Genomic DNA, 22,328 nt, shown 5'->3' on the forward strand with positions numbered 1-22,328 from the left:
CGACGACAGCGTTACGACGCTGACGAACAGCACGAGCGCTACGACAGACGACGATAACGATGGGACGGACACGAAGTTCAACCTCACGAAGGTCACTGACGACGACGGTTCCTTCGGTGTCCTCAACAGCGGAAACGACCGCTACGAAGTGACAATTGACACTGGTAACATCGAGGGTGGTGCAGAGGATGGTACAGGACTCAGCACCGGTGCAAAGGTCCAGCTCGACATCACGAGCCAGACTGGCGGCACGACGCAGGTCCTCCTGACGATGCCCCAGCAGCTCGCTGGCAAGAACTCCGGCGAACCGGTCAAGCTCTAAGCTCCGGTCCCACTTCGCACTGCCGACAATCACAACTTTTCATTTCTCACTCCGTGAGCGGGTCGCCCGTCGATCCGCTACCGAGCGGACGGAGATCTCGCGCCAGAACTAGGGAAACAAACACCGAACCAGGTGGGGATCCCGTTGAACGACTCGGAGAGGAGTTAATCGCCTAAGCGGCAGTTTCGGCTGCGTCTCCGACGGTGAATGAGGGTTGCAGTTCGTTCGCACGGGACCGTCGGTTCGTTATCGCACACACACGCGAAGACGCGGGATTCAACGTATCAAAATCAGGAGAGCTCAACAGTATGTTGTCGACCTGTGGCTTATCAGCGCTGATATCTGGGTCCATACCATTATGTACGGACCGTTGCTCGATCGAGTCAACGGTCTGCTTTCCGACGGAATGGGGAGTCGGACTGGTGACAATACAACAATGTTCGAAGAAAACGACGCCGACCGTGGTCAGGTCGGTATCGGTACGCTCATCGTGTTCATCGCGATGGTTCTCGTTGCCGCGATTGCGGCGGGTGTCCTGGTGAACACGGCCGGATTCCTCCAAGCGACCGCCGAGGACGCCGGACAAGAGAGCGTCGACAAGGTGACGAACAGACTCGACGTCGTGAGCGCTCACGGCATGATTAACGAAACCGCTAGCGGCGATCTCGCCGTCGACAGCCTCAACCTCACGGTTCGGCTTGCCGCTGGCTCCGGTGCCGTCTCACTCGAAGACACCACCATCAAGTACGTGAGCAGTTCCAAGGCGCAGAATCTCGTGTACAACAACGAGACAACGGATGATGGATCGACGCTTCGGAACGTCTCGAAGAGTCAGCCCGGAAGCGCAGAAGGTCTCAACTCGACGGAATTCACGGCGTATCAGCTCAACGACGACGGCGACACGTCGTTCCCGGTGCTGAACGGACAGGCTGATCGCTACGAGATCGTGATCAACGCCTCACTCGTCGAGCAGAACGGAGGCGGCCTCTCGACCGGTGACTCGATCGAACTCGACATCACCAGCCGCTCCGGCGGATCCACGCAAGTCATCATGACGATGCCCCAGCAACTCGCGGGCCAGGACAACAACGACCCGGTGCCACTCTAAGGAGAGACAATGAAGCAATTATTCAACGAAGACGAACGCGGTCAGGTCGGTATCGGGACGCTCATCGTGTTCATCGCGATGGTTCTCGTCGCGGCAATCGCGGCGGGCGTTCTCGTGAATACGGCCGGATTCCTGCAGGCGACCGCCGAAGACGCCGGACAAGAGAGCGTCGACAAGGTCACGAACCGCGTCGAGGTTATCAATCAGCACGGCACCGTCGGTCTGGACGAGACAATTTCCAATATGACGTTGACGGTTCGTCTCGCTGCGGGATCGGGGGCGGTGGATATGAACACCACCTCGATCAAATACCTCAGTGGTAGTCAGGTTACGACGCTGACGAACAGTTCCGATACGGTTGATTATCCAGCCGGTGACGGAGACGAATTCAACCTCACGAAGGTCACCGACGACGACGGATCCTTCGGCGTCCTCAACAGTCGTGACGACCGCTACGAGGTAACGATCAACGCCTCCGCGATCGAAGGCGGGAACCAATACACCGGCCTCGATACGGGCGAGAAGATCGAACTCGACATCACGAGTCAGACCGGCGGCACGACGCAGGTCATCCTGACGATGCCCCAGCAACTCGCGGGCAAGGATACCGGCGAACCGGTCAAGCTCTAAGGGTCACTCCCGCTTCGGCTGACGACGAGAGAAATTTTCCACTTTTTCGAGTTCGAGAGCGACAGCTCGACTTCGTTGGCGGATCACCCGGCCACGTGAAGGGAAGAGAGAAGAGAACCGAACGTAACCTATTCGAGTCCGCCCTCTTCCTCGGCGAACCACGGTGCCGACTCGCCGACCATCGAGAAGCCAGCGGCCTGTTCGTAGACCTTGATCCCGCCGTCGTCGATTTCGAGCGGGAACATCGAGTTTTGGATGGGCTGCTTGCGCATCTTCGCGACCCAGATGTACCGGTTCGACGTCGATCCGGCTGGCGACTGGATGAGGTAGATGTTTCCGTCGGTGAGGAAGTTCTCGAGACCGATCTCGGTCTCGGGGAACACCGCAGACTGCTCCATCGTCAGAATCGAGGTGAGACCGCTGTCTTTGAGGATGTCGATGAACTTGAGCAAGTACTGTCGCTGCTCTTTTTCGTCCTCGAAGAACAGTTGGAACATCGTCAGCGAGTCCAGGACGAGACGGTCGTACTGCGTGTCCTGCAGGTCTTCGAGGATCGTATCGAGCGTCGAAGAGAAGTCACCGCTGCGGAGCAACGTCCGCTTGTCGTACATCTTGATTCGGCCGGTTTCGACGAACTCGTTCCACTTGTCGAAGCCGATCGATTCGGCCGCCTGGGTGATGTCGTCTTTCGTCTCCTCGAAGGTGAGATAGATCCCGCCCTCATCGAACATATCGACACCGTTGTAGAGATACTGGAGTCCGAGGATGCTCTTTCCGGTTCCGGGATTGCCGCTGACGAGTACCGCGGCATTCTCGACGAAGCCACCATTGAGGATCGAGTCGAGGCCGTCGACGCCCGTTTTGACGAGTTCTGGCATAGATATCATCACTTCCTGATGGATGTTAGGAGCGGGTCGGTCTTGCACGCGGTTAATTCTTCGCACCGGGAGCCAGCCTCCGAGGGAGTCCAACTGTCGTCTGTATCCACTCGTCAGCACACGCGGTCGAACGAGCGCAACCCCGTACTGGCGAACACACCAGCGAGGCCGTGTACCCGCGACACGGGTGCTATCAGGAGCGATAATTTGGTGGGAACATTCTTGTACCGATGCTGGATCAATTAGGCCAATGATACCTGTTCCACCGAGACCGGACGACCGGACCGGTCGGACCACGCAAACGGGGCCGCGCACGGGAGACCGCGGTCTCGGCTGGCGACCGCATTCGACGGGCGGCCGTTCGGAGGGGTGCAGGGGGAGTCGCAGATGGGTGTGATGGACTGGATGGACGGCGAGTCGAACGAAGCGGACGACACCGTCGCGACCGACGGTCTGGGGTTCGACGAACTCGACGGTGAGATGGACGACCTCGACGGGTTCGACGACGGTGACGACTTCGGTGGAGACATGGATGGCCTGGAGGGTGAAATGGGCGGATTCGACGGCGGCGACGATCTCGGCGGCGTCGACATCGATCCCGACACCATCGCGGATATGGAAGATCGCATCTCAGAGCTCGAAAACGAGGTGAGCTCGATCTCTTCGGGAATGAACACCGTCCGCGAGGAAAACAAGCAGATCGGTGAAACGGTCGAAGAGCTCGACGAGACCATTCGCAAGCTCCTCGATATCTACGAGATGGTGACCCGCGGCATCAACCCATTCGTCGACGACGCCCGAGAGATGGGCGGACTGGAGGGCGACGGCGCGTTCGGCCTGTTCGATATGGAAGAGGAGACCGAAGAGAACCTCGATACGGACGTCGCGGCCGCAGACGCCGAATCCTTCTTCGACGAGGACTTCGGGGAAATCGACGCCGAGGAGGACGAAGCCGAGCTCGCAGCCGAGGACGAACTCGCCGAGGCGGAGCGCGAAGACCCCAGTGCGGCACTCGAAGACGATGCGGACGGTGAGAGCGCCGATGGAGACGCGACCAGCGGGAGCAGCTTCGACGATCTGAAAGCCGAATACGAGGAGAACGAGGGCTGGGAGGACGTCGGTGGCGAAGCGCTGGATGAGGAAGCGGACGACGAAGACGCGGACGACGAAGACACTGCGGACGAGGACGCAGTGGAGGAAGCGGACGCGGCCTCCGAGGAACGGGTGGAGATCGATCCCGACGACACGCTCTTCCAGCCCGGTGAGGAGTCCGTCGAAACGAACGGCTCGGCCGAAGCGGCGGCAAACGGAACAACCGGCACAGCGTCGGCGACACCAGCAGCCGACACGCAGCAATCTACTGGTGTCGGTGGCGAGGACGCATATCTCACGGCTCTCCCCGCACGGTACACCGCCGAGTCCGTCGTCTTGCAGTGGACGCGGTTCCTCGTCGAGACCGGCGGGGCGATCGGTGCCGCACGAGCGCTCCGACAGTACCGTTCGCAGGGGTGGATCACCCGTTCCGTCGAACGAACGATGAGCGAGCACGTCCGCAACGCGGCCACCGCGAGCGCGACAGAGCGGCCGGAGGATCTCCGAGTCGAACACCACAGGGAGAGCCTGACGTACATCAGCCGACTCGCTGGCGGCGGAGTTGAAGAAAGTCGGCTCCTCGAAGAACTGTCCGCGCTCGGGGGTGGCGTCAGTGGGATTCGGCGTTAGCGGGTCGACAGCGGTCATCTTTCTCGGCGTCTTGATCGCCTCGGGGACGCTCTACACCGCCGCGGCTGGCAGCGCAGAGCGGATTTCCGACGCGCGCGACACGAACACCGAGGACCTCCTCGATCGACAGAACACGGAGTTAGAGATCACGAAGGCCGTGTACAACGACCCCAACGTCGAGATCAACGTCACGAACGAGGGGACGACGACGCTGTCTGTCAACGGGACGACCCTCCTGGTCGATAACGAGTACGTCGAGATCACGTCGACCAACGTCGAAGGCGATCTCGCAACCGACGTCTGGGGTGCGGGCCAGACGCTCGTGATCGACGCGAGCGTCGACGAGGAACCCAAGCGCGTGACGGTCGTCGCGGAGAACGGGATCACCGCGAGCAACTCGACGATCGAGGTGAACTGAATGGCAGACGTCTCCGTTCCGAGTCTGATCCTGTTCATCGCGAGCATCGTCATCGCCGCGGGCGTCGCGGGCGTCCTCATCGATACGGTGACGGGTATCAGCGGCGCGCTCGACGACCGCGGTGCGGACGTCGAAGAAATCATCCGAACCGACGTGGAGATCATCAGCAGCGCCGAGCCGGGCGTCTACAACGCCTCGGAGGGAACTGTCACGCTGTACGTGAAGAACACCGGGCAAAGGACGTTACCGGCCACTGGCGAGACCTTCGACGTCATCGTCGACGCGCAGTACCGCTCGAACGTGTCGGTGGCCGTCGCGGGCGATCCCGGCGCCGACGAGTGGAACCCCCACGACGTCGTGGAACTGACGGTCGGCGATCTGACGTTGGACGACGGCGATCACCGCGTGACGGTGGCCGTCAACGGCGACGAGGAGGAGTTCAGATTCAACCTATGAGCGCGAATCACTACCCGATCGGAATGAAGGACCACGACCGCCTCGAAAAGGAGCTCGGAGGCGGGATCCCGAAGGGATCGATCGTCCTCATCGAGGGCGACTACGGGGCCGGAAAGAGCGTGCTCTCCCAGCGGTTCACCTACGGGTTCACCCAGGAGGAGATCGTCACGACGCTGGTCTCGACGGAGCTCGGCGTCCGCGGCTTCTTAGATCAGATGCACTCACTGAACTACGACGTGGTCAAGCCGCTCCTCGACGAGAAGATCCTCTTCATCCCCGCCGAAATCGACGCGTCCGGGGCGCTAACGGGCGGTGGCGGCGAAGAACGGAAGGAGCTACTCCGGCTGATGATGGAGGCCGAAACGATGTGGGACGGTGACGTGATCATCATCGATACGTTCGATGCGATCCTCCGGAACGATCCGATGTTCGAGGCGCTCGTCAGACAGAACGAGGAGCGACAGGCGGCCTTAGAGATCATCTCGTTCTTCCGCGAGCTGACTACCAAGGGCAAGACGATCGTGCTCACGGTCGATCCCTCGACAGTCGACGAGGAGGCGATCGGCCCGTTCCGATCGATCGCCGACGTCTATCTCAAACTGGAGATGGTCGAGGTCGGAAACGACGTCCGGCGAAACATCTTCGTGAAGCGGTTCGCCGGGATGGGCGAGCAGGTCGGCGACCGCGTCGGCTTCTCCGTCCGCTCGGGAATCGGTATCGTGATCGAGTCGAGGAGTGTCGCGTAATGGCCACCGAACACGGGTCCGCGAAGATCGACAACGAGCTGAAGAAACACGCGGGCCGCTGGGGGCACCTTCGCGATCACCTCAAGCGCTTCCGACAGATTACCGGCGAGTTCCCGATGTTCGTCGACGGCCCCGACGGGTACGAGTCGCGGCGGCCGAACATCATCTACCACCTCGGCGGTCCGATCTACTGCCAGGTGTACGGGAATTTCGGCGAGACGACCAAGTACTACACGATCGAACCGGAGCTCGACGGCCCCGAACACGACATCTTCGATCAGGTGAAGGACAAGCTGCTCGAACGCTCGGTGACGAAGCCGGCACCGGCCGCGGAGACCGAGTACGAGGACCGAATCCAGGAGCTCCTCGAAGAGATCGTCGTCCTCGAAAACGAGCGCAACGGCCGCCTCGCGGAGCTGGTTCAGCGGCTCGAACTCGGACCGTTGGAAGTCACCGAAGAGACGTACGAGAAGGTCCAGTACCGACTCGTCCGCGACATCGTCGGGCTCGGGCCCCTCGAACCGATTATGCGCGACCCCGCGAACGAGGACATTCACGTGATCGGGCCCGGTCAGGTCGACGTCGACCACGGCGAGTTCGGTCTCTTGGAGACGACCGTCGAATTCGATAACACCGACCAGTACGACAACTGGCTCCGGAATATGGGCGAACGGATCGGCGATCCGGTCTCCGACGCGCATCCGATCGTCGACTCGACGCTTCCGGACGGATCCCGTATCAACATCATCTACTCCGACGACGTGTCGTTGAAGGGGTCATCGTTGACCATCCGGCAGGGGGATGAGGTCCCGCTGTCGGTGTTTCAGATCGCGAAGTGGGGGACGCTCTCCCCAGAACTGTGCGCGTACCTCTGGATCGCACTGGAGAACGAGCGGACCATCTTCGTCGTCGGAGAGACGGCGTCAGGGAAGACCACGACGCTCAACGCGATCACGTCGTTCATTCCCCGCGACTCCAAGATTTACACCGCCGAGGACACCGCGGAGGTATTGCCGCCGCACAACACGTGGCAGCAACTCCTGACGCGTGAGGGGCGGGGGACGGATTCGGAGGTCGATATGTTCGACCTCGTCGCCGCCGCCCTCCGATCGCGGCCGGACTACATCATCGTCGGGGAGGTCCGTGGCGAGGAGGGTCGGATGGCGTTCCAGGCGGCACAGACCGGCCATCCGGTGATGTTGACGTTCCACGCCTCGGACATCGTCTCGATGATCCAGCGGTTCACCGGCGATCCGATCAACGTCCCGGAGACGTTCATGTCGAACGCCGACATCGCGCTGTTTCAGAACCGTGTCAAGCGAGGAAACGACACGCTCCGGCGCGTGACGTCGGTCCAAGAGATCGAGGGGTACTCCAAGGAGATGGGCGGAGTCGTCACTCGAGAGGCGTTCTACTGGGATCCCGTCGAAGACCAGATCGTCTTCCAGGGGATGAACAATTCCTACATTATGGAGGAAAAGATCGCGACGCTGCTCGGCTACGAGGACACCCGGAAGATCTACGAAGACATCGAATTCCGTACGAAGCTGATCCGTCGCGCGATCCAGGAGAACATCCTGGGCTACCACGAGGTCAACGAGTTCATCGAGGACTTCCAGCGCGACGGGACGGAAGGCATCCCGTTCGACATCACGAGGATCGAGTGATGAACACGAAGAACCGCACGATCGCCGACGATACGACGATCGAAACGAACGGTCGACGCCTGCTGTCGGGCACCGAGAATCGGCCACGGGAGCGTGCTGAAGGAACTCGAACGCGTGCTGAAAGTCGACCCCGAAGGCGCATCGGAAGTCGATCCGGTCGGCTATCGCAACCCAGACTGGAAGCTGTGGGTGGGGATCGAGGAGGGCGTCGATGAGCGAGACGAGAGCAGATATCGACGCGGGGTTGGGCGCACAGCGACAGCAGTTTCGCGAGTTTGCCTCGTCGGTTCTCGACGCGTACGAGCAGATGCCGATGGAGAATCGGAAGTACGCGCTCACCGTCCTCGTCCCGACAGTCGTCCTGTTCCTTCTGAGTATCGTCGGCGCGTTCGCCCTCTCGCTCCCGTTGCTCGTTCGGATCCCGATCGTCCTGCTGGGGGCGCTGATGCTGCTCGCCGGGATACTGTACCCGCGATTGCTCGTCGAAGAACAGCGCCGCGGACTGGAGAATCAACTGCACCTCGTCATCACCCACCTCACGGTGTTGTCGACGACGAACATCGACCGCGTGGCGGTGTTCAGACAGCTCGGGCGCGAGGAAGAGTACGGCGAACTCGCAGTGGAGATGCGCCGGATCACCGAACTCGTAGACACGTGGAACCAGTCGCTCGACGACGCGCTCCAGCGTCGGGCGCGATCGGTCCCCTCGCGGGAACTGGGCGACTTCCTCGACCGACTCGCGTACTCGCTGAACGCGGGGCAGTCCCTCGACGACTTCCTCCTCGGCGAACAGCGAACGATGATCGAGAAGTACGTCACCGTCTACGAGGGCGCGCTCGGGAACCTCGAAGTGATGAAGGACCTCTATCTCTCGATGATCCTGTCGATGACGTTCGCGATCATCAACGCGATCGTCCTCCCGATTCTCACCGGTACGGACGCGACGATGACCATCGCGGCCGTCATCGTCCTCTTCGTCTTCGTGCAGTTGGGCTTTTATTACGTCATCAAGACGATGTCACCGTACGATCCGCTGTGGTACCAACAGCCGGAATATCGGACGAAGATCGACCGGCAGATCGACATCGCGCTCTACGGCGCGGTGGCGTTGAGTCTCGTTTTCGTCGGCATCCTCGGACTCGGGATCACGGGGTGGACGTCGACCGGACAGCTCGTCCAGCGCGTGATGCTTGACGCGCCGGTCCCGCTGTTGATCGCCACGCCGCTGACGCCGCTCGCGATCCCCGGACTGGTGGCCCGCCACCACGAGAATCACATCAAAGAGCGCGACGAGGAGTACCCGGGATTCATCCGCGCGCTGGGCGCGTCCGAGAGCGCGAAGCAATCGACCACCCGCGCGGTGCTCGAAACGCTCCGCGAGAAGGACTTCGGCGTTCTGTCCAGAGAGATCGACCGGCTGTACGTCCGATTGAATATGCGCGTCGGGCCCGACCGCTCGTGGTTCTTCTTCACCGCCGAGACGAGTTCGTACCTCATCCAGAAGTTCTCGGAGATGTATCTCGTGGGACGGCAGATGGGGGGGACGCCGAAACAACTCGGCGAGCTCATCTCGAACAATATGAACGAGGTGCTCAAGCTCCGTCGCCAGCGCCAACAGGCGACGGTCACGCTCATCGGCGTGCTGTACGGGATCACCGCGTCGGCGTCGTTCGCCTTCTTCATCGGTCTCGAAGTCGTCGAGATCCTCGCGACCTTCTCCTCCAGTATGAACCTCGCGCAGTTCGAGTTCGGCCAGCTCATCTACGCGGGCGTCTACGACATCCCGGTCATCGAGTATCTGCTCTCGCTGATCATCCTGTTTAACGCCGTGCTCTCGGCGTTGATGATCCGAATGGTCGACGGCGGGCACAAGGCGAACGCCTACCTCCATTTCGTCGTGCTCGTGTGGATCGGTTGCGGGAGCGCCGTTGCGACCTCGACGCTCGCAGGGGGGTTGATCAGCGTATGACCGCCTCGAACTCCGACAGCACAAAAGTTGAGCGCGACCGCTCAAACGGCGACACCGCCGAACAGCGTTCGAGCATCCTCGAACAGTTCCAGAAGCGCGCGTTCAAAAACACCAACGGAGCATCGGCTTCGGGAGGTTCGACGGATTCGTCCTCGGGAGCGGAGAAACGACGGGACGATAGCGACTCCGAAGAATCGATCGTCGTCGATTTCGTCGCGAACTTCGTCGCCGGTGGTGACGCCACGTTCGAGCCGGTCAAGGGCCGGGTACTGATGAGCGGTCGCCGACTCGTGCTCGCGACGGCGAAGACGAAAACGACGATTCCGATCGGATCGGTCTTCGACATTGCCGTCGGCCAAGTGCCGCCGGAGGTCGAGGAGTTCTTCGATTACACCGTGATGGTGGGCTACGTCGAGAACGATCGCCGTCGAACGACCGTTATCGGTGCCAATCGGGAAACGATCGAGAAGTTCACGCTGCTGTTGTTCCGCGCGACGCTCAACGGATCGACGGCGTTGGTCACGCACCCGGCCAAAGTCGGGGGTCGCGTGATGGACACCGCCGCACAGCGATCGGGACTCCACCTCGATTACGAGTCCGTCACGTTCCCCGGCAGCGACGTCGACACGACGGGCGACGGCCCGTTCTCGATCGATCTCGCGTCGGTCATCTTCTTCGAGGTGATCGAGCGGACGAACGACGAGGGCGAGGCCACACTGGTGCTGTCGGTCCAGCACGTCGAGAACGGACAGACTGTCACGTCGGAAATCTCGATGACGTCTCGACGGAAGATGAACATTCTGGGTCGCTACCTCCGGTTGATCTACCACTGGATCAAAAGCGACGTCCGCGACGTCGACGTCGAGGAATCGGAGCTAGAGGTCCTCGTCGGACTGTACTCGACGCCCGAGGAGATCGACCTCGCATCGCTTCTCGACATCGAGGCCGCCGAGCTCGAGGCGCGACTCGCGTCGTTGTACGAGGACGGTCTGATCACCGCCGTCGAGCCCCCGATCGACCTCACTCCGCAGGGTCGGTTCATCGTCAACGACGAGTTCGAGGATATCAACGTCTGAGACGCGTGCGTTCCGGGCTGTCGCGCAGTCGATTACCGCATCTCGTCGAGCGGATAGAAGGCGTCTGCGTCCGCGGAAAGCCAGGCGTCGACGTGCTCACAACAGCTTTCGCGACGGGGGTAGATCGTACACCGGTCCGGCCGCCTCTCGTAGCGAACCACGACGCTGCGCAACTCGAAGACCCCGTCTGCGTCGCTGGCGCCGCAGCGCTCGGCGCGGGGCACCGAAATACGGTTCTCGGAGTCGCCGGGCAAGTCGGACATCTCAGTCCACAGGTACCCCTTTGGCACCGACGTACTAAACCACTACTGTTGACTGGCAAGTTCCGCCGCCGGGGACGGAGTAAAGTGTGCCGGAGTGCCAACGGACGCGAAGAGATGGTAGACCCGACGTCCGACCTCGGAGAGGATATCGACGAAGCCGATGCGCCGTCGTGTGCGACCTGCGGTTCGAAGATCGTCCAATCGCCGACGCACCGCGTGATCACCTGGGTCGAAGACGAGCGCGTACAGACCCGGCACTTCTGCTCTGACGACTGTAAAGCCGACCGAGGCGAGGCCTAATCCCGAGAACCGCGGGTCACCCGAGGACGACCTTCTAACCGCGAAATCGACGCCTCACGCGGATTAGCCGCCTAACCGCGAGAGCTGACGCCAGACTAATTCTCTGTGGGGCTATGTGTCGCCCCCGTCGACGTCGGCCCAGAAGCGGTCGACGCCGTATTCGAGCATATCCGGACTGACCGGATCGAACTCCGCCCGCTCGGTTTCGGGGAGGTACCCGCGAACGCCGTCCCACGAGGCCCGGGCGTACCGCGCGTCGACGAAGGCTCGGATACCGACCTCGTCGCGACCGCGGATGACGCGCCCGACGGCCTGTCTGGCTTTCCTGACCGCCGGGACGGTGAGCGCCGTCTCGAAGCCGCTGCGGCCGCCCTGCCCGTCGGAACCGAACCGTCGGTCGTACGCGGTTTTCAACGCGCGCGTCCGCGGGCTCGACGTGTCGATGATGGGGACGCCGCAGACGACGGCCGCGGCCAGTCTGTCGCCGCGGTAGTCGACTCCCTCGGTGAGCGTCCCGCGCAGGCTCGTCACGAGTACTTTCGGTTCGCCGCCGAAGAACTCCGATTTCAGCGACTCCGTCTCGTCGTCGCCGGAGGATTCATCGAGCAGGACCGGTCGGTCGAGTCGCTCCGAGAGCGATTCGGCCATCCACGCGGCCTCCGCGTAGTTGGGCATCCCGACGAGCACGTTCCCCGGCGAGCGGGCGACGTCGCAGACGGCGTTGACGTGAGCGCGCCGGGTGGGGTTCGCCTCGTCCCGCCCGCCCCGGTTCTCGTGGGTGAACTTCGGTACGTCGACCGCGAACGAAGCGCGGTTCTCCGTCGGGAACGACAGCCCGTACGTCCGCTCTTCGACCGGCCGCCCCGAATCGACGAGCGAGTCCAGCCCCGTTACCTCGCGGAAGACGTCCATCGGGGCGAGCGTCGCCGACATCAACACGCCCCCGCCGAACTCCCCCAGACGCTCGGCGATGGCGTCGCCCGGGACGCAGTTGTGCAGCGCGAGCCGGGCGTTGTAGGCGCGCCGCCAGGCGTTCGGCTGCGCAGTCTCGTCCCACGTGCGTTCCAACTCGATCTCTCTGAAATACGCCACGTGATCGGTTCGAATCCAATTGGCGAGCGTTCGACCGACGCCCGGTGCGGCCCGCTTGACGTCCTCCTCTTCGGCCTCGTTCAGAATTCGGGCGACCACCGCGCCGACGGACTCCGCGCGCAGCCACGTCGCCTCGTCGTATCCGGACTCCCCGGCCCAGTCGGTCAGTTCGTCGACCGCGGGTTCCTCGGGATCCCGCAACGGAATTTCGTCGTCATCGAGCCGCGAGAGGTCGGCGCGCCAGTCCGGGAGCGTGCGATCGAGGTGCGCGCGCACCCGGCGGTCGAGTTCGGACCGGAGGTCGGAGACGAACTCGCGCGTCTCGCGGAGTTCCCGAAGCGTCACGTCGGTGTCGGCGAGTTCGCCGCGGACGAGGTCGGCGTCGGTCCCGCCTCCTCCCACGGCCTCTCCCCCCTCGTCCTCGAACTCGACCGGCTGGATCACGCGTATCAGCTCGTTTTCGGCGTCACGGAGCGTCGAATCGGCGACACCGTCGCTCACCAGGTCGCGCACGCGCGATTCGAGCATATGCGCCTCGTCGCAGACGACGAACGTCGTCTCGTCGACGAGCGCGCCCGTGAACGAGCCGACGGTCGTCGGATCGAACGCGTGGTAGTAGTTCCCCAGCACGACTTCGACGTGCGGGAGCACCGCCCCCATCACCGAGTGCGGGCAGGTCCCGTACCCCGCGCTCAGCCGGACCAGTTCGTCGGGCGCGATGTGTCCCCGCTCGGTAACGTCGAACGGGACGGCTTCGATCGGGTCACCCTCTTCGGGGACGTCATCCAAGAACGTGGCGTAGAAGGGGCAGTACTCCGTGTCACCGTACTCGGCGGTCTCGGGCAGATACGGCGTCGGTTCGCCCGCCGTCGAGAGGTAGTTCGGCCCCTGTGTCGAGCCGGTATCCAGCAGGCCGGTCTGCGTCTCTCGTGCCTCGGAGACGAGCGTCCCCGTCGACGTCCGACCGCCGTCGCCGACGAGGTTCCGCGTACGCTCCCGAAGCCCCTCGCAGCGGTCGTACACCGTCTCGTCGTCGACGCCCGCGACGTTCTCGCGGCTGTAGGGACAGACGTCCGCCTTCCCGACGAGCGTCAGTCCCGAGACGGGGTTCCAGTCGTCCGGGAGGTCGCCGTTGATCGTTCGGAGGTCGGACTCGAACTGTCTGAGCTGTTGCTTGACGCTCGTCAGGACGAGCACGCGCTCGTACGCCGAATCGGGGTCGCGCACGCGGTCGATGCCCGCGGTGAGCGCGAGCATCGTCTTTCCGGTCCCGCACGCGCCTTCGACGACCAGAAACCCGTTCTCGTCGGCGACGTCCACCGCGGCGTCGATGCCGTCGGCTTGCTCGGGGTAGGGCTCGTCGTGGCCGAAGACCGCCTGCCAACTCACGTCTCGCAGTGGCTGCGCCGCGTTCATATCGGTGTCGGTGAGTGGCCGCGTTTTCGTATTTGAACCCTCGCTGTAACGATGGCGATGAAAGAGAGGGAGGTGCCGAATACCGATCGTCGTCGGAGAATTCGTACTACTCGTCGTCGGAGAACCGCACTACTCGTCGCCGGAGAACCCGTACAGATCCACACCCGAACAGCGACGCAACCGGATCGGAGGTCGTTCAGTAGCTACTGGAAAACTGCTCGACCGGTGTGGAGGAAACGACGAACCGCTACTGGAGGGACTGGTCGACTCTGCGGACGTCGTCGTCGGTCCCGACGCAGACGACGAGCGAGTCGCGCGTCGGCGCGTACACGGTCATCTCGCGTCCCTTCACGGAGTAGCGAGTGCCGATCACGCGGACCAGGTCCGCCTCTCGGAGGTTGTCGAGGTGGTGGCGGACTTTCTGGAGCGACGTCTCGACGATATCGGCGAGTTCCGATGCGGTGGCGGGGTCGTCGTGGAGGGCCGCAAGCGTCGAGCGGGCATTGTCAGCGGAGAGACAAGAGATGAGCTGCGCGGCGTCGTCGTCGTCGAGCGGGAGCACGCGGACGTCGCCGCCGGTCTCCTCGGCGACGTGGGACTCCGCTTCTGCAGGCAGCAGGCTCGACATACTACTCGGATGCGAATACGCGGACCTAAACGTTTCGGATTTCCGACACACCCTCGGTCACGTGTGACCTAGTCGATCACACTAGCGATCGCACACCTGGGCAATCCCTCCCAATCGATCCAGTCCCTGAGCAATCACCTCCCGACCGGTCCCACCACCGGTTGATCACACCACACGAGCGTCGCTACCCATCGCCTTTTAGGACGGTTCGCCACGAAGGGGACACTGATGATCACGAGCGACCGAATGGCCGCGGTCGATCGCAACGCGGAGGCGCTCTCCGTTCCGCGCAAGCAGTTGATGGAATCCAGCGGCAACGCCGTCGCTCGGGCGGCGCGCGACCTCGCCGACCCCGGCGCGACGATCACCGTCGTGGCCGGACGCGGCAACAACGGCGGCGACGCGTTCGTCGCCGCGCGGTTTCTGGACGCGTACGACGTGAGCGTCCTCCTGCTCGGCCGACCGGAGTCGATCACGACCGACATCGCCCGGGAGAACTGGCAGGCGCTCTGCGCCGCCGAGTACGACGCGCGTGCAGTCACTGACTCCGCCGACCTCGATCTGGCCGCCAAGGACCCGGACCTCGTCATCGACGCGATGCTGGGGACGGGCGTGACCGGTGCGCTCCGCGAACCGGAGGCGGCGGCCGCAGCGGAGATAAACGACCTCGACGCGACCGTCCTCGCGGTCGATGTTCCGTCCGGCGTCGACGCCGACACGGGTGAGGCCGCGGGCGTCCGCGTCGAGGCCGACCACGTGGTGACGTTCCACGACGAGAAACCGGGGCTGTCGGCGCTCGACGCCGACGTGACCGTCGCGGACATCGGGATCCCCGAGGGAGCCGAACTGTTCACCGGCCCCGGCGACCTCCTCGCGCTCGGCCGCCCCGCGGAGAGCCACAAGGGCGACTTCGGCGAAGTGCTCGTCGTCGGCGGCGGCCCCTACACCGGCGCGCCCGCCCTCGCCGCACAGGCGGCGCTCCGGGCCGGAGCGGACCTCGTCCGCGTTTCCTGCCCGACGAGCGTCGCCCGCGAAGTCCAGGGCTACAGTGAGAACCTCATCCTGCGGCCTTACGAGGGGGACCGGCTCGCCCCCGAGCACGTTGACGAAATACTTTCGCTCGCGAACGAGCACGACGTCACCGTGTTGGGCCCCGGACTCGGCAGCCACGAGGACACGCTCGCGGCGGTCCGCGACTTCCTCGAACGGTACGAGAGACGGGCCGTCGTCGACGCCGACGCCCTCAAGGTGGTCCCCGACGTCGACACCGGCGCGACGCTGGTGTGCACGCCGCATCAGGGGGAGCTTCGAGCGATGGGCGGCGAGACGGATCCCGACTGGCGGACGCGCGCCGAGTTAGCGTCCGCGTTCGCGGCCGACCTCGGCCACGTACTGCTCGTGAAGGGCGCGTACGACGTGATCGCCGACGGCGGGGAAACGCGCGTGAACCGGACCGGGAACCCGGGGATGACCGTCGGCGGCACCGGCGACGTCCTCGCGGGAACGACTGGGGCGCTGGCGTGCGTCCTCCCGCCGTTCCAGGCGGCCGCCGTCGCGGCCTACGCGAACGGGCGCGCGGGCGACGCGGCGGTGGAGGAGAACGGCCACGGGCTGCTGGCGACCGATCTGATCGACCGACTCCCGGCGGCACTTCGGAGTGATGACGAATGACGACTACCGACACCGACGACGAGACGATGCAGCATCGCGCGGAAAGCAGCGACGCCGACGAGAACCGTGACGAGGAGAACAGCGACAGAGTCGACAGCGGCGACATCGACGACCGAGCGGACGCGGAACTCACGCACGTTGACGACGCAGGCGACGTCCAGATGGTCGACGTCGGGTCGAAACCGGACACGAGTCGCCGGGCGGTCGCCCGCGGAACGATCCACCTCTCGCCCGCGACGATCGACGCGATCCGCGGCGACGAGATCGGCAAGGGCGACGTCCTCGCGACCGCCCGCGTCGGCGCGGTGCAAGCCGTCAAACACACCTGGGAGACGATCCCGATGTGCCACCAGATCCCCATCACGAACGTCGACACCGACTTCGCGGTCTCCGAAGACCGCGTCGATCTCACCGTGGCCGTCGAGACCACCGGCAAGACGGGCTGTGAGATGGAGGCCTTAGAGGGAGTCACGACGGGGCTGAACGTCGTCTGGGATATGGTGAAAGCCGCCGAAAAGGACGATGAGGGGCAGTACCCCGGAACGCGGATCGACGGCGTCGAAGTGGTCTCGAAGGAGAAACGGCGGCTCGAAACCGAGTAGCAGTTCGCTTACCGGCCGTCGACGCTCGCTTCGGCTTCGCCCCCATCGGCCGACTGCGCCGGTGCGCTCACCATCGCCGCCTTCGCGCGCGCCTTCTCGATGATGGCCGGGCGGGCGGCGAACTCGATGAGCACCTCCTCGTCGGTGTACTCCTCGCGCTCGACGTGGCCGTGGTCGTAGACCCACGAGACCAGACTCATCGCGTCGTCCGAGAGCGGGAGCAGGAGGCGCTCCTCGCGCCACTCCGGAAGTTCGGCTTCGATGCGGTCCGTCAGCTCCCCGACGTTCTCGCCGGTGAGTCCGGAAACGGTCACGGGGTTCGGCGCGAGCGCGTCGAGCGCGTCGCGCTTCTCGGCCAGCTCGTCGTCGTCGACGCGATCGATCTTGTTGAGGACGGTGACGATCGGCGCTTCGTTGCGCTCGTACAGCGTGTCGTGACACGTGATGAGCTTCTCGCGCATCTCGTCGACCGGTTCGGAGGCGTCGACGACGAGCAGCACCAGATCGGCGCGGTAGACCGAGTCGAGCGTCGACTCGAACGACTCGACGAGCCAGTGCGGGAGGTCGGAGATGAACCCGACCGTGTCGGTCAGGAGGACGTCCCTCGTTCCGGTGTCGGCGCGTCGCGTCGTGGTCCCGAGCGTCGTGAACAGGCGGTCTTCGGACTCGACGGTCGGATCGAGGTCGGGGTGGAGGTCCTCGTTTTCACCGACGTCGAGGTCGTCGGCGAGGCGTCGCATCAGCGTCGACTTGCCCGCGTTGGTGTAGCCCGCCAGCGCGACGAGATCGAAGCCGGACTCCCGGCGTTGCTCGCGGCGGGTCTCCTCCTTGTCGGCGATGGTGTCGAGGTCGCGTTTGATGCGGGAGATCTGCGCTTTGATGTCGCGTTCGCGGCTCTCGTCGTACTCGCCGAGTCCCATAAACCCGGGGCGCTCGTCGCGCTTCGCGAGCGACGCCTTCGCCTCCGCGCGCGGGAGCTCGTAGCGCAACTCCGCGAGCTCGACCTGCAACTGCGCTTTCCGCGTGTTCGCGCGCTGGCCGAAGATCTCGAGGATAAGCGTGAATCGGTCGATCACCTCGACGCCCGACGGGAGCTTCCCGCCGATGTTGTACGTCTGATACGGCCCGAGCCGGTTGTCGACGATGACGGCCGCGGCGTCGGTCTCGCGAACCAGGGCCGCGAGCTCGTCGACTTTCCCCTCGCCGAAGTGGTAGGCGGCGTCCTCCTTGCGCGACTGCGAAAGCCGTCCGACGACGTCGTATCCCGCCGCCGTCGCCAGGTCCGCGATCTCGGTCAGATCGGCGTCGTCACCGCTGTCGACCCGCTTGGCGACGACGACGGGACCCGCTTCACTCATAGTCTCACTCCCATCGCGAACGCGGTGGAGTTTCCGTCTGCGGTGAGTTCGCTGTGGATTACCTGCACTGTCTAGGTGACGGTACGCGGTCGAAGCACTTGAACGCTACCCGGGACGATCGCTCCGTCGCGTTGGGTGACTGCCCCGTCGCAATGGACGACCACCCCGTCGCGATCCGTCTGCCGTAGTCGCGGCCGGTCTGGAACTCATACGCGCAACCGATCTCGCACCCATACGCGGAACCGGCCTCGCAGACCTTTCGAAATCGGGTCCGTGTCACGCCGTAACTCACAATACGGCAATATTTTGTATTTTAAAACGATCTATCACCGTAATATTGTAGTTAAATTTAAACTCGTGCGTATCTGAGGGAAGATACTCAATGATACGTCGGATTCGTTCTCAATTTCTCCCACCCGACGCGACGCTGTTCGTCGCGCTCGCGACCGTGTGGGGACTGTCGTTCGTCGCCATCGAAGCCGGGCTCGCCTACGTTCCGCCGCTGTACTTCGCGGGCGTGCGGTACGCGCTCGCTGGCGTGCTCGTACTCGCATACGCTGCGCTCACGACCGACCGTGTGCGGCCGCAGGGCCGAACCGAGTGGTTGAACGTCGCCGTCGTCGGCGTCTTCCTCGTCGGCGGATATCACGCGTTCCTCTACGTCGGGCAGCTTTCGGTCCCCGGGCCGGTGGCCGCCGTGGTCGTGAGTCTCTCCCCGATTCTTACGGCCGCGCTCGCGGCGACGCTCCTCGGCGACGACCTCGATTGGATCGCCGGAGTCGGCTTCGCGCTCGGCCTCGTCGGCGTCGCGATCGTCGCCGATTTCGAGCCCGCGAACTTCCTCGGGAGCGATCTCGTCGGAATCGCCGTCCTGTTCGTCGCCGCCGGGATCTTCGCGCTCGGGTCGGTGCTCTCGACGCCGCTGCGGACCACACTCGCGGACGTCTCGATGCAGGGCTGGGCGATGCTCCTCGGCGCGGCGGCGCTCTTCGCGGGATCGTTCGCGCGCGGTGAGGCGATAGCGACGACCGAGTGGTCGCCGACCGCCCTCGCCGCGTTGGTGTACCTGACGCTCGTATCGGGCGTTATCGGCTTTCTCGTCTACTTCGCGCTCCACGAGCGCATCGGCCCGACGGAGAGCAATATGGTGAGTTACTTCCAGCCGATCGTCGCCGCCCTCGGCGCGTGGTTGCTCTTCGGCCAGACCGTCAGCGCGACGACCGTCATCGGATTCCTCGGAATCTTCGCGAGCTTTCTGCTCGTCAAACACGACGTCGTCCGAGCGCGCGTCGACGTAACGCGCGCCCGTGCCGCACCGCGAAACGCGATCGTCGCGTTCTCCTGTCCGGTCATCGAACGCGGCCGCGGGCTCACTTTCGAGCGCGACGTCGCCTACGAGGACCTGTACACCACCTCAACGAGCGGATACGGGTTCGAGGCCGACTAACTGGGTGTCATAGAACGCACCGGAATTGTGGTTTTTTGCCCTGTTTCGAGGAATCAGCCAGAGGACTGTGCGTGCTTACTTATCGGACCGATTTTTTCATCATAAGAAACTCAAAGTCATAGTTCTCCCGCGAGACTGTCTCAGCGTCCTCATACCCACGTTGGCGATACATCTCCGGGAGGTACGGATGCTCTTCCGGAGTGATCAGCCAGATTGTCGCGTATCCGCAGCAGCGAGCTTGTTCCTCTGCGTAGTCCAGTAACTGTCTTCCGACGCCCTCTCCTTTCCAGCTCTCGTGTACGGCGAGTCGGCTGAGTTCCACACGGTCTTCACCTGTCTCTTCGAGACAGACACCACCGATTACACCGCCGTCTTTGTTGGCAACGTAGACCGTGTTCCGCCGAATCAACTCAGCGATTTTCCTCTCTGATGCAGACTCTGCTTCGTTGGGGAGTCCGAGCCGACGATTTTCCTGATACGCGCTCCGGTATACCTCCGCGAGCTGCTCAGCGACGGCTATCGTCGCTCGTTCAATGTGTGTTTCACTCATACCTGACGACGACCGGTCCTCTGAAGCGTGATACCGCTACGTCCGTTCTCGATCGAGGAAGTCGGGCTCGATCCGCTTTTCGTCGTATTCGCCTTCGAGGTGCGCGCGGAACGCCTCGACGTCGACATCCTGACGCTCGCGCTCCTTACGGTCGCGGACGGAGATGGTTCCAGCTTCCTCCTCGTCGCCGCCGACGACGATCATATACGGAACGCGATCTTCCTGCGCCTCGCGGATCTTCCGGCCGAGCGTCCACGAGCGGTCCTCCACCGACACGCGGAAGTCGCCGAGTTCGTTCTTCACGCGATGGGCGTAGCCCAACTGATCGTCGCTGATCGGGAGGATCCGGACCTGCTCGGGCGCGAGCCAGAAGGGGAACTTGCCGTCGAAGTGCTCGATGAGCACCATGAAGAACCGCTCGTAGGAGCCGTACAGCGCGCGGTGGATCATCACCGGGCGGTGCTCCTCGTTGTCCTCGCCCGTGTAGGAGAGCTCGAAGCGCTCGGGCATATTGAAGTCGAGTTGGACCGTCGGGCCGTCCCACTTTCGCCCGAGGGCGTCCTCGAACGCGAAGTCGATCTTCGGGCCGTAGAACGCGCCGTCGCCGGGTTCGAGGTCGTAGTCGATACCCTGGGTTTCGAGCACTGAGCGGAGCTGCGATTCGGCCTGCTCCCAGATCTCGTCGCCGCCGACGGACTTCTCCGGGCGCGTCGCGAGCGCGACGTGCGCGTCAAGGTCGAAGGTGTCAAGCACCTCGTAGATGGCGTCCATCACCTGGTTGACCTCCCGCTCGATCTGCTCGGGCTGGCAGAACAGGTGACCGTCGTCGATCGTGAAGGACCAGACGCGCGAGAGCCCCGACAGTTCGCCGCGCTGCTCCTTTCTGTACACCTTGCCGTCCTCGAAGTACCGAACCGGGAGGTCGCGGTAGGACCACGACTTCTGATCGAAGATCGTCGCGTGCCCCGGGCAGTTCATCGGCTTTAATCCGTATTCCTCGTCGTTGACGTCCATCAGAAACATGTCGTCGACGTAGTTGTCGTAATGTCCCGACTTCTTCCACAGCTCCGTCCGGAACAGGTGCGGCGTCTCGACGGGATCGTACCCGGCGTCGACGTTCAGCGAGCGCGCGTACGAGGAGAGTTCGTCGAGGATCTTCTTCCCGTTGGGGTGATACAGCGGCAGCCCCGGGCCCGTGACCTCCGGGATCGAGAACAGATCCAGCTCCTGGCCCAGCTTTCGGTGATCCCGCTCTTTGGCCTCCTCGCGGAGAGAGAGGTACGCTTCGAGGTCGGATTCGGATTCGAAGGCCGTCCCGTAGACGCGCGTCAGCGCGTCCTCGTCCTCGTCGCCGCGCCAGTACGCAGACGAAATGGTCAGCAGTTTCACCGCGCCGATCTCCCCGGTGGAGTCGACGTGCGGCCCCTGACAGAGGTCCGCGAAGTCGCCCTGTACGTAGAACGAGACCGGATCCTCACCGGCGGCCTCGTCGTCGAGGATCTCGCGCTTGTAGCGGTTGTCCTCGTACGTCTCGACGGCCTCCTCGCGGGAGCGCATCTCGCGCTCGATCGGGAGATCCTCGGCGATGATCGACTCCATTTCGGCTTCGACCTCGTCGAGGTCGTCGGCGTCGAGATCGACGTTCGCGACGTCGTAGTAGAAGCCCTCGTCGGTCGGCGGCCCGATCGCGAGCTTCGTCTCCGGATAGAGTCGCTGGAGCGCCTGCGCGAAGACGTGCGCCGCGGAGTGTCGCAGCACGCGGAGGTACTCGTCGCTCTGGTCCGTGACGATGACGATTTCCGCGCCGTCGTGGACGGGCGCGGCCTTGTCGACGAGTTCGCCGTCGACGACGCCCGCGACCGTGTCGCGTCCGAGTCCGGGTCCGATCTCGTAGGCGACGTCCTCGACCGTCGCGCCCTCCGCGACGGACAGTTCGGAGCCGTCGGGGAGACGGACAACGATTTCGCTCATACGCGTTCGGAGTGCGAGCGCACGAATAAGTGTTTTCG

The 22,328-nt window shown here is 63.6% G+C and carries 20 protein-coding genes and 1 pseudogene; 14 read left to right on the forward strand and 7 right to left on the reverse strand.

Annotated features, from left to right (window positions below; all coding sequences use genetic code 11):
• The 3 genes and pseudogenes from FJT57_RS16875 to FJT57_RS03170 all read left to right on the forward strand — a co-directional run.
• Nucleotides 1-322 (forward strand): annotated as a pseudogene (locus tag FJT57_RS16875) (flagellin); the annotation flags it as partial.
• A 436-nt stretch (nt 323-758) separates the two neighbouring features.
• Nucleotides 759-1,430, forward strand: coding sequence for an archaellin/type IV pilin N-terminal domain-containing protein (locus FJT57_RS03165; RefSeq protein ID WP_144901593.1), 672 nt, complete (start codon nt 759-761; stop codon nt 1,428-1,430).
• 9 nt (nt 1,431-1,439) lie between these two features.
• A complete protein-coding gene (locus tag FJT57_RS03170) occupies nt 1,440-2,060 on the forward strand; it encodes an archaellin/type IV pilin N-terminal domain-containing protein (RefSeq protein ID WP_144901596.1) in 621 nt (206 codons plus the stop codon).
• Nucleotides 2,061-2,188: 128 nt separating this feature from the next.
• Here FJT57_RS03170 and FJT57_RS03175 read toward each other — a convergent pair whose 3' ends face one another.
• Nucleotides 2,189-2,938 (reverse strand): RAD55 family ATPase, encoded by a 750-nt coding sequence (locus FJT57_RS03175; protein WP_144901598.1) that lies wholly within the window; start codon nt 2,936-2,938, stop codon nt 2,189-2,191.
• Nucleotides 2,939-3,325: 387 nt separating this feature from the next.
• Here FJT57_RS03175 and FJT57_RS03180 point away from each other — a divergent pair, with 387 nt between their 5' ends.
• The 7 genes from FJT57_RS03180 to FJT57_RS03210 all read left to right on the forward strand — a co-directional run bounded on the left by FJT57_RS03180 (nt 3,326) and on the right by FJT57_RS03210 (nt 10,992).
• Nucleotides 3,326-4,660 (forward strand): flagella accessory protein C, encoded by a 1,335-nt coding sequence (locus tag FJT57_RS03180; protein WP_144901600.1) that lies wholly within the window; start codon nt 3,326-3,328, stop codon nt 4,658-4,660.
• Complete coding sequence (locus tag FJT57_RS03185; RefSeq protein ID WP_144901602.1) at nt 4,644-5,078, forward strand: fla cluster protein FlaF; 435 nt, start codon at nt 4,644-4,646, stop codon at nt 5,076-5,078. Before FJT57_RS03180 ends, FJT57_RS03185 begins: the two co-directional genes overlap by 17 nt.
• On the forward strand, nt 5,079-5,534 hold the full coding sequence (locus tag FJT57_RS03190) for a flagellar protein G (protein WP_144901604.1): 456 nt from the start codon (nt 5,079-5,081) through the stop codon (nt 5,532-5,534).
• Nucleotides 5,531-6,280 (forward strand): ATPase domain-containing protein, encoded by a 750-nt coding sequence (locus tag FJT57_RS03195; protein WP_144901607.1) that lies wholly within the window; start codon nt 5,531-5,533, stop codon nt 6,278-6,280. Before FJT57_RS03190 ends, FJT57_RS03195 begins: the two co-directional genes overlap by 4 nt.
• A complete protein-coding gene (locus FJT57_RS03200; RefSeq protein ID WP_144901609.1) occupies nt 6,280-7,947 on the forward strand; it encodes a type II/IV secretion system ATPase subunit in 1,668 nt (555 codons plus the stop codon). Before FJT57_RS03195 ends, FJT57_RS03200 begins: the two co-directional genes overlap by 1 nt.
• A gap of 211 nt (nt 7,948-8,158) precedes the next feature.
• Nucleotides 8,159-9,916 (forward strand): archaellar assembly protein FlaJ, encoded by a 1,758-nt coding sequence (gene flaJ, locus FJT57_RS03205; protein WP_144901611.1) that lies wholly within the window; start codon nt 8,159-8,161, stop codon nt 9,914-9,916.
• Nucleotides 9,913-10,992: a CheF family chemotaxis protein gene (locus FJT57_RS03210; protein WP_144901613.1), complete on the forward strand. Its 1,080-nt coding sequence runs from the start codon at nt 9,913-9,915 to the stop codon at nt 10,990-10,992. The genes flaJ and FJT57_RS03210 overlap by 4 nt, the downstream gene beginning before the upstream one ends.
• Before the next feature lie 32 nt (nt 10,993-11,024).
• On the opposite strand, the gene FJT57_RS03215 is transcribed toward FJT57_RS03210, so the two are convergent.
• A complete protein-coding gene (locus FJT57_RS03215; RefSeq protein ID WP_144901615.1) occupies nt 11,025-11,255 on the reverse strand; it encodes a DUF7511 domain-containing protein in 231 nt (76 codons plus the stop codon).
• A 114-nt stretch (nt 11,256-11,369) separates the two neighbouring features.
• On the opposite strand from FJT57_RS03215, the gene FJT57_RS03220 reads away from it, so the two are divergent.
• Complete coding sequence (locus FJT57_RS03220; protein ID WP_144901617.1) at nt 11,370-11,555, forward strand: DUF7576 family protein; 186 nt, start codon at nt 11,370-11,372, stop codon at nt 11,553-11,555.
• Nucleotides 11,556-11,666: 111 nt separating this feature from the next.
• Here the strand turns inward: FJT57_RS03220 and FJT57_RS03225 are convergent, their stop codons facing one another.
• Entirely contained in the window at nt 11,667-14,063 is a 2,397-nt protein-coding gene (locus tag FJT57_RS03225) for an ATP-dependent DNA helicase (RefSeq protein ID WP_144901619.1), read from the reverse strand.
• A 247-nt stretch (nt 14,064-14,310) separates the two neighbouring features.
• On the reverse strand, nt 14,311-14,691 hold the full coding sequence (locus FJT57_RS03230) for an ArsR/SmtB family transcription factor (RefSeq protein ID WP_144901621.1): 381 nt from the start codon (nt 14,689-14,691) through the stop codon (nt 14,311-14,313).
• 228 nt (nt 14,692-14,919) lie between these two features.
• Here FJT57_RS03230 and FJT57_RS03235 point away from each other — a divergent pair, with 228 nt between their 5' ends.
• Nucleotides 14,920-16,362, forward strand: a complete 1,443-nt coding sequence (locus FJT57_RS03235) for an NAD(P)H-hydrate dehydratase (RefSeq protein WP_144901623.1) — start codon at nt 14,920-14,922, stop codon at nt 16,360-16,362.
• On the forward strand, nt 16,359-16,964 hold the full coding sequence (gene moaC, locus FJT57_RS03240; protein WP_394348801.1) for a cyclic pyranopterin monophosphate synthase MoaC: 606 nt from the start codon (nt 16,359-16,361) through the stop codon (nt 16,962-16,964). The genes FJT57_RS03235 and moaC overlap by 4 nt, the downstream gene beginning before the upstream one ends.
• 8 nt (nt 16,965-16,972) lie before the next feature.
• On the opposite strand, the gene hflX is transcribed toward moaC, so the two are convergent.
• Nucleotides 16,973-18,322 (reverse strand): GTPase HflX, encoded by a 1,350-nt coding sequence (gene hflX / locus FJT57_RS03245; protein WP_144901625.1) that lies wholly within the window; start codon nt 18,320-18,322, stop codon nt 16,973-16,975.
• A gap of 382 nt (nt 18,323-18,704) precedes the next feature.
• Between hflX and FJT57_RS03250 the strand changes: the two genes are divergently transcribed.
• Nucleotides 18,705-19,769, forward strand: a complete 1,065-nt coding sequence (locus tag FJT57_RS03250) for a DMT family transporter (RefSeq protein WP_144901627.1) — start codon at nt 18,705-18,707, stop codon at nt 19,767-19,769.
• Nucleotides 19,770-19,848: 79 nt separating this feature from the next.
• Here FJT57_RS03250 and FJT57_RS03255 read toward each other — a convergent pair whose 3' ends face one another.
• Entirely contained in the window at nt 19,849-20,319 is a 471-nt protein-coding gene (locus tag FJT57_RS03255) for a GNAT family N-acetyltransferase (protein ID WP_144901629.1), read from the reverse strand.
• 36 nt (nt 20,320-20,355) lie between these two features.
• Nucleotides 20,356-22,290 (reverse strand): threonine--tRNA ligase, encoded by a 1,935-nt coding sequence (thrS, locus tag FJT57_RS03260; protein WP_144901631.1) that lies wholly within the window; start codon nt 22,288-22,290, stop codon nt 20,356-20,358.
• Between the last annotated feature and the right edge of the window lie 38 nt (nt 22,291-22,328).

Origin of the sequence: Halobellus captivus (assembly GCF_007655485.1) — an archaeon.
Lineage (GTDB): Archaea > Halobacteriota > Halobacteria > Halobacteriales > Haloferacaceae > Haloquadratum > Haloquadratum captivum.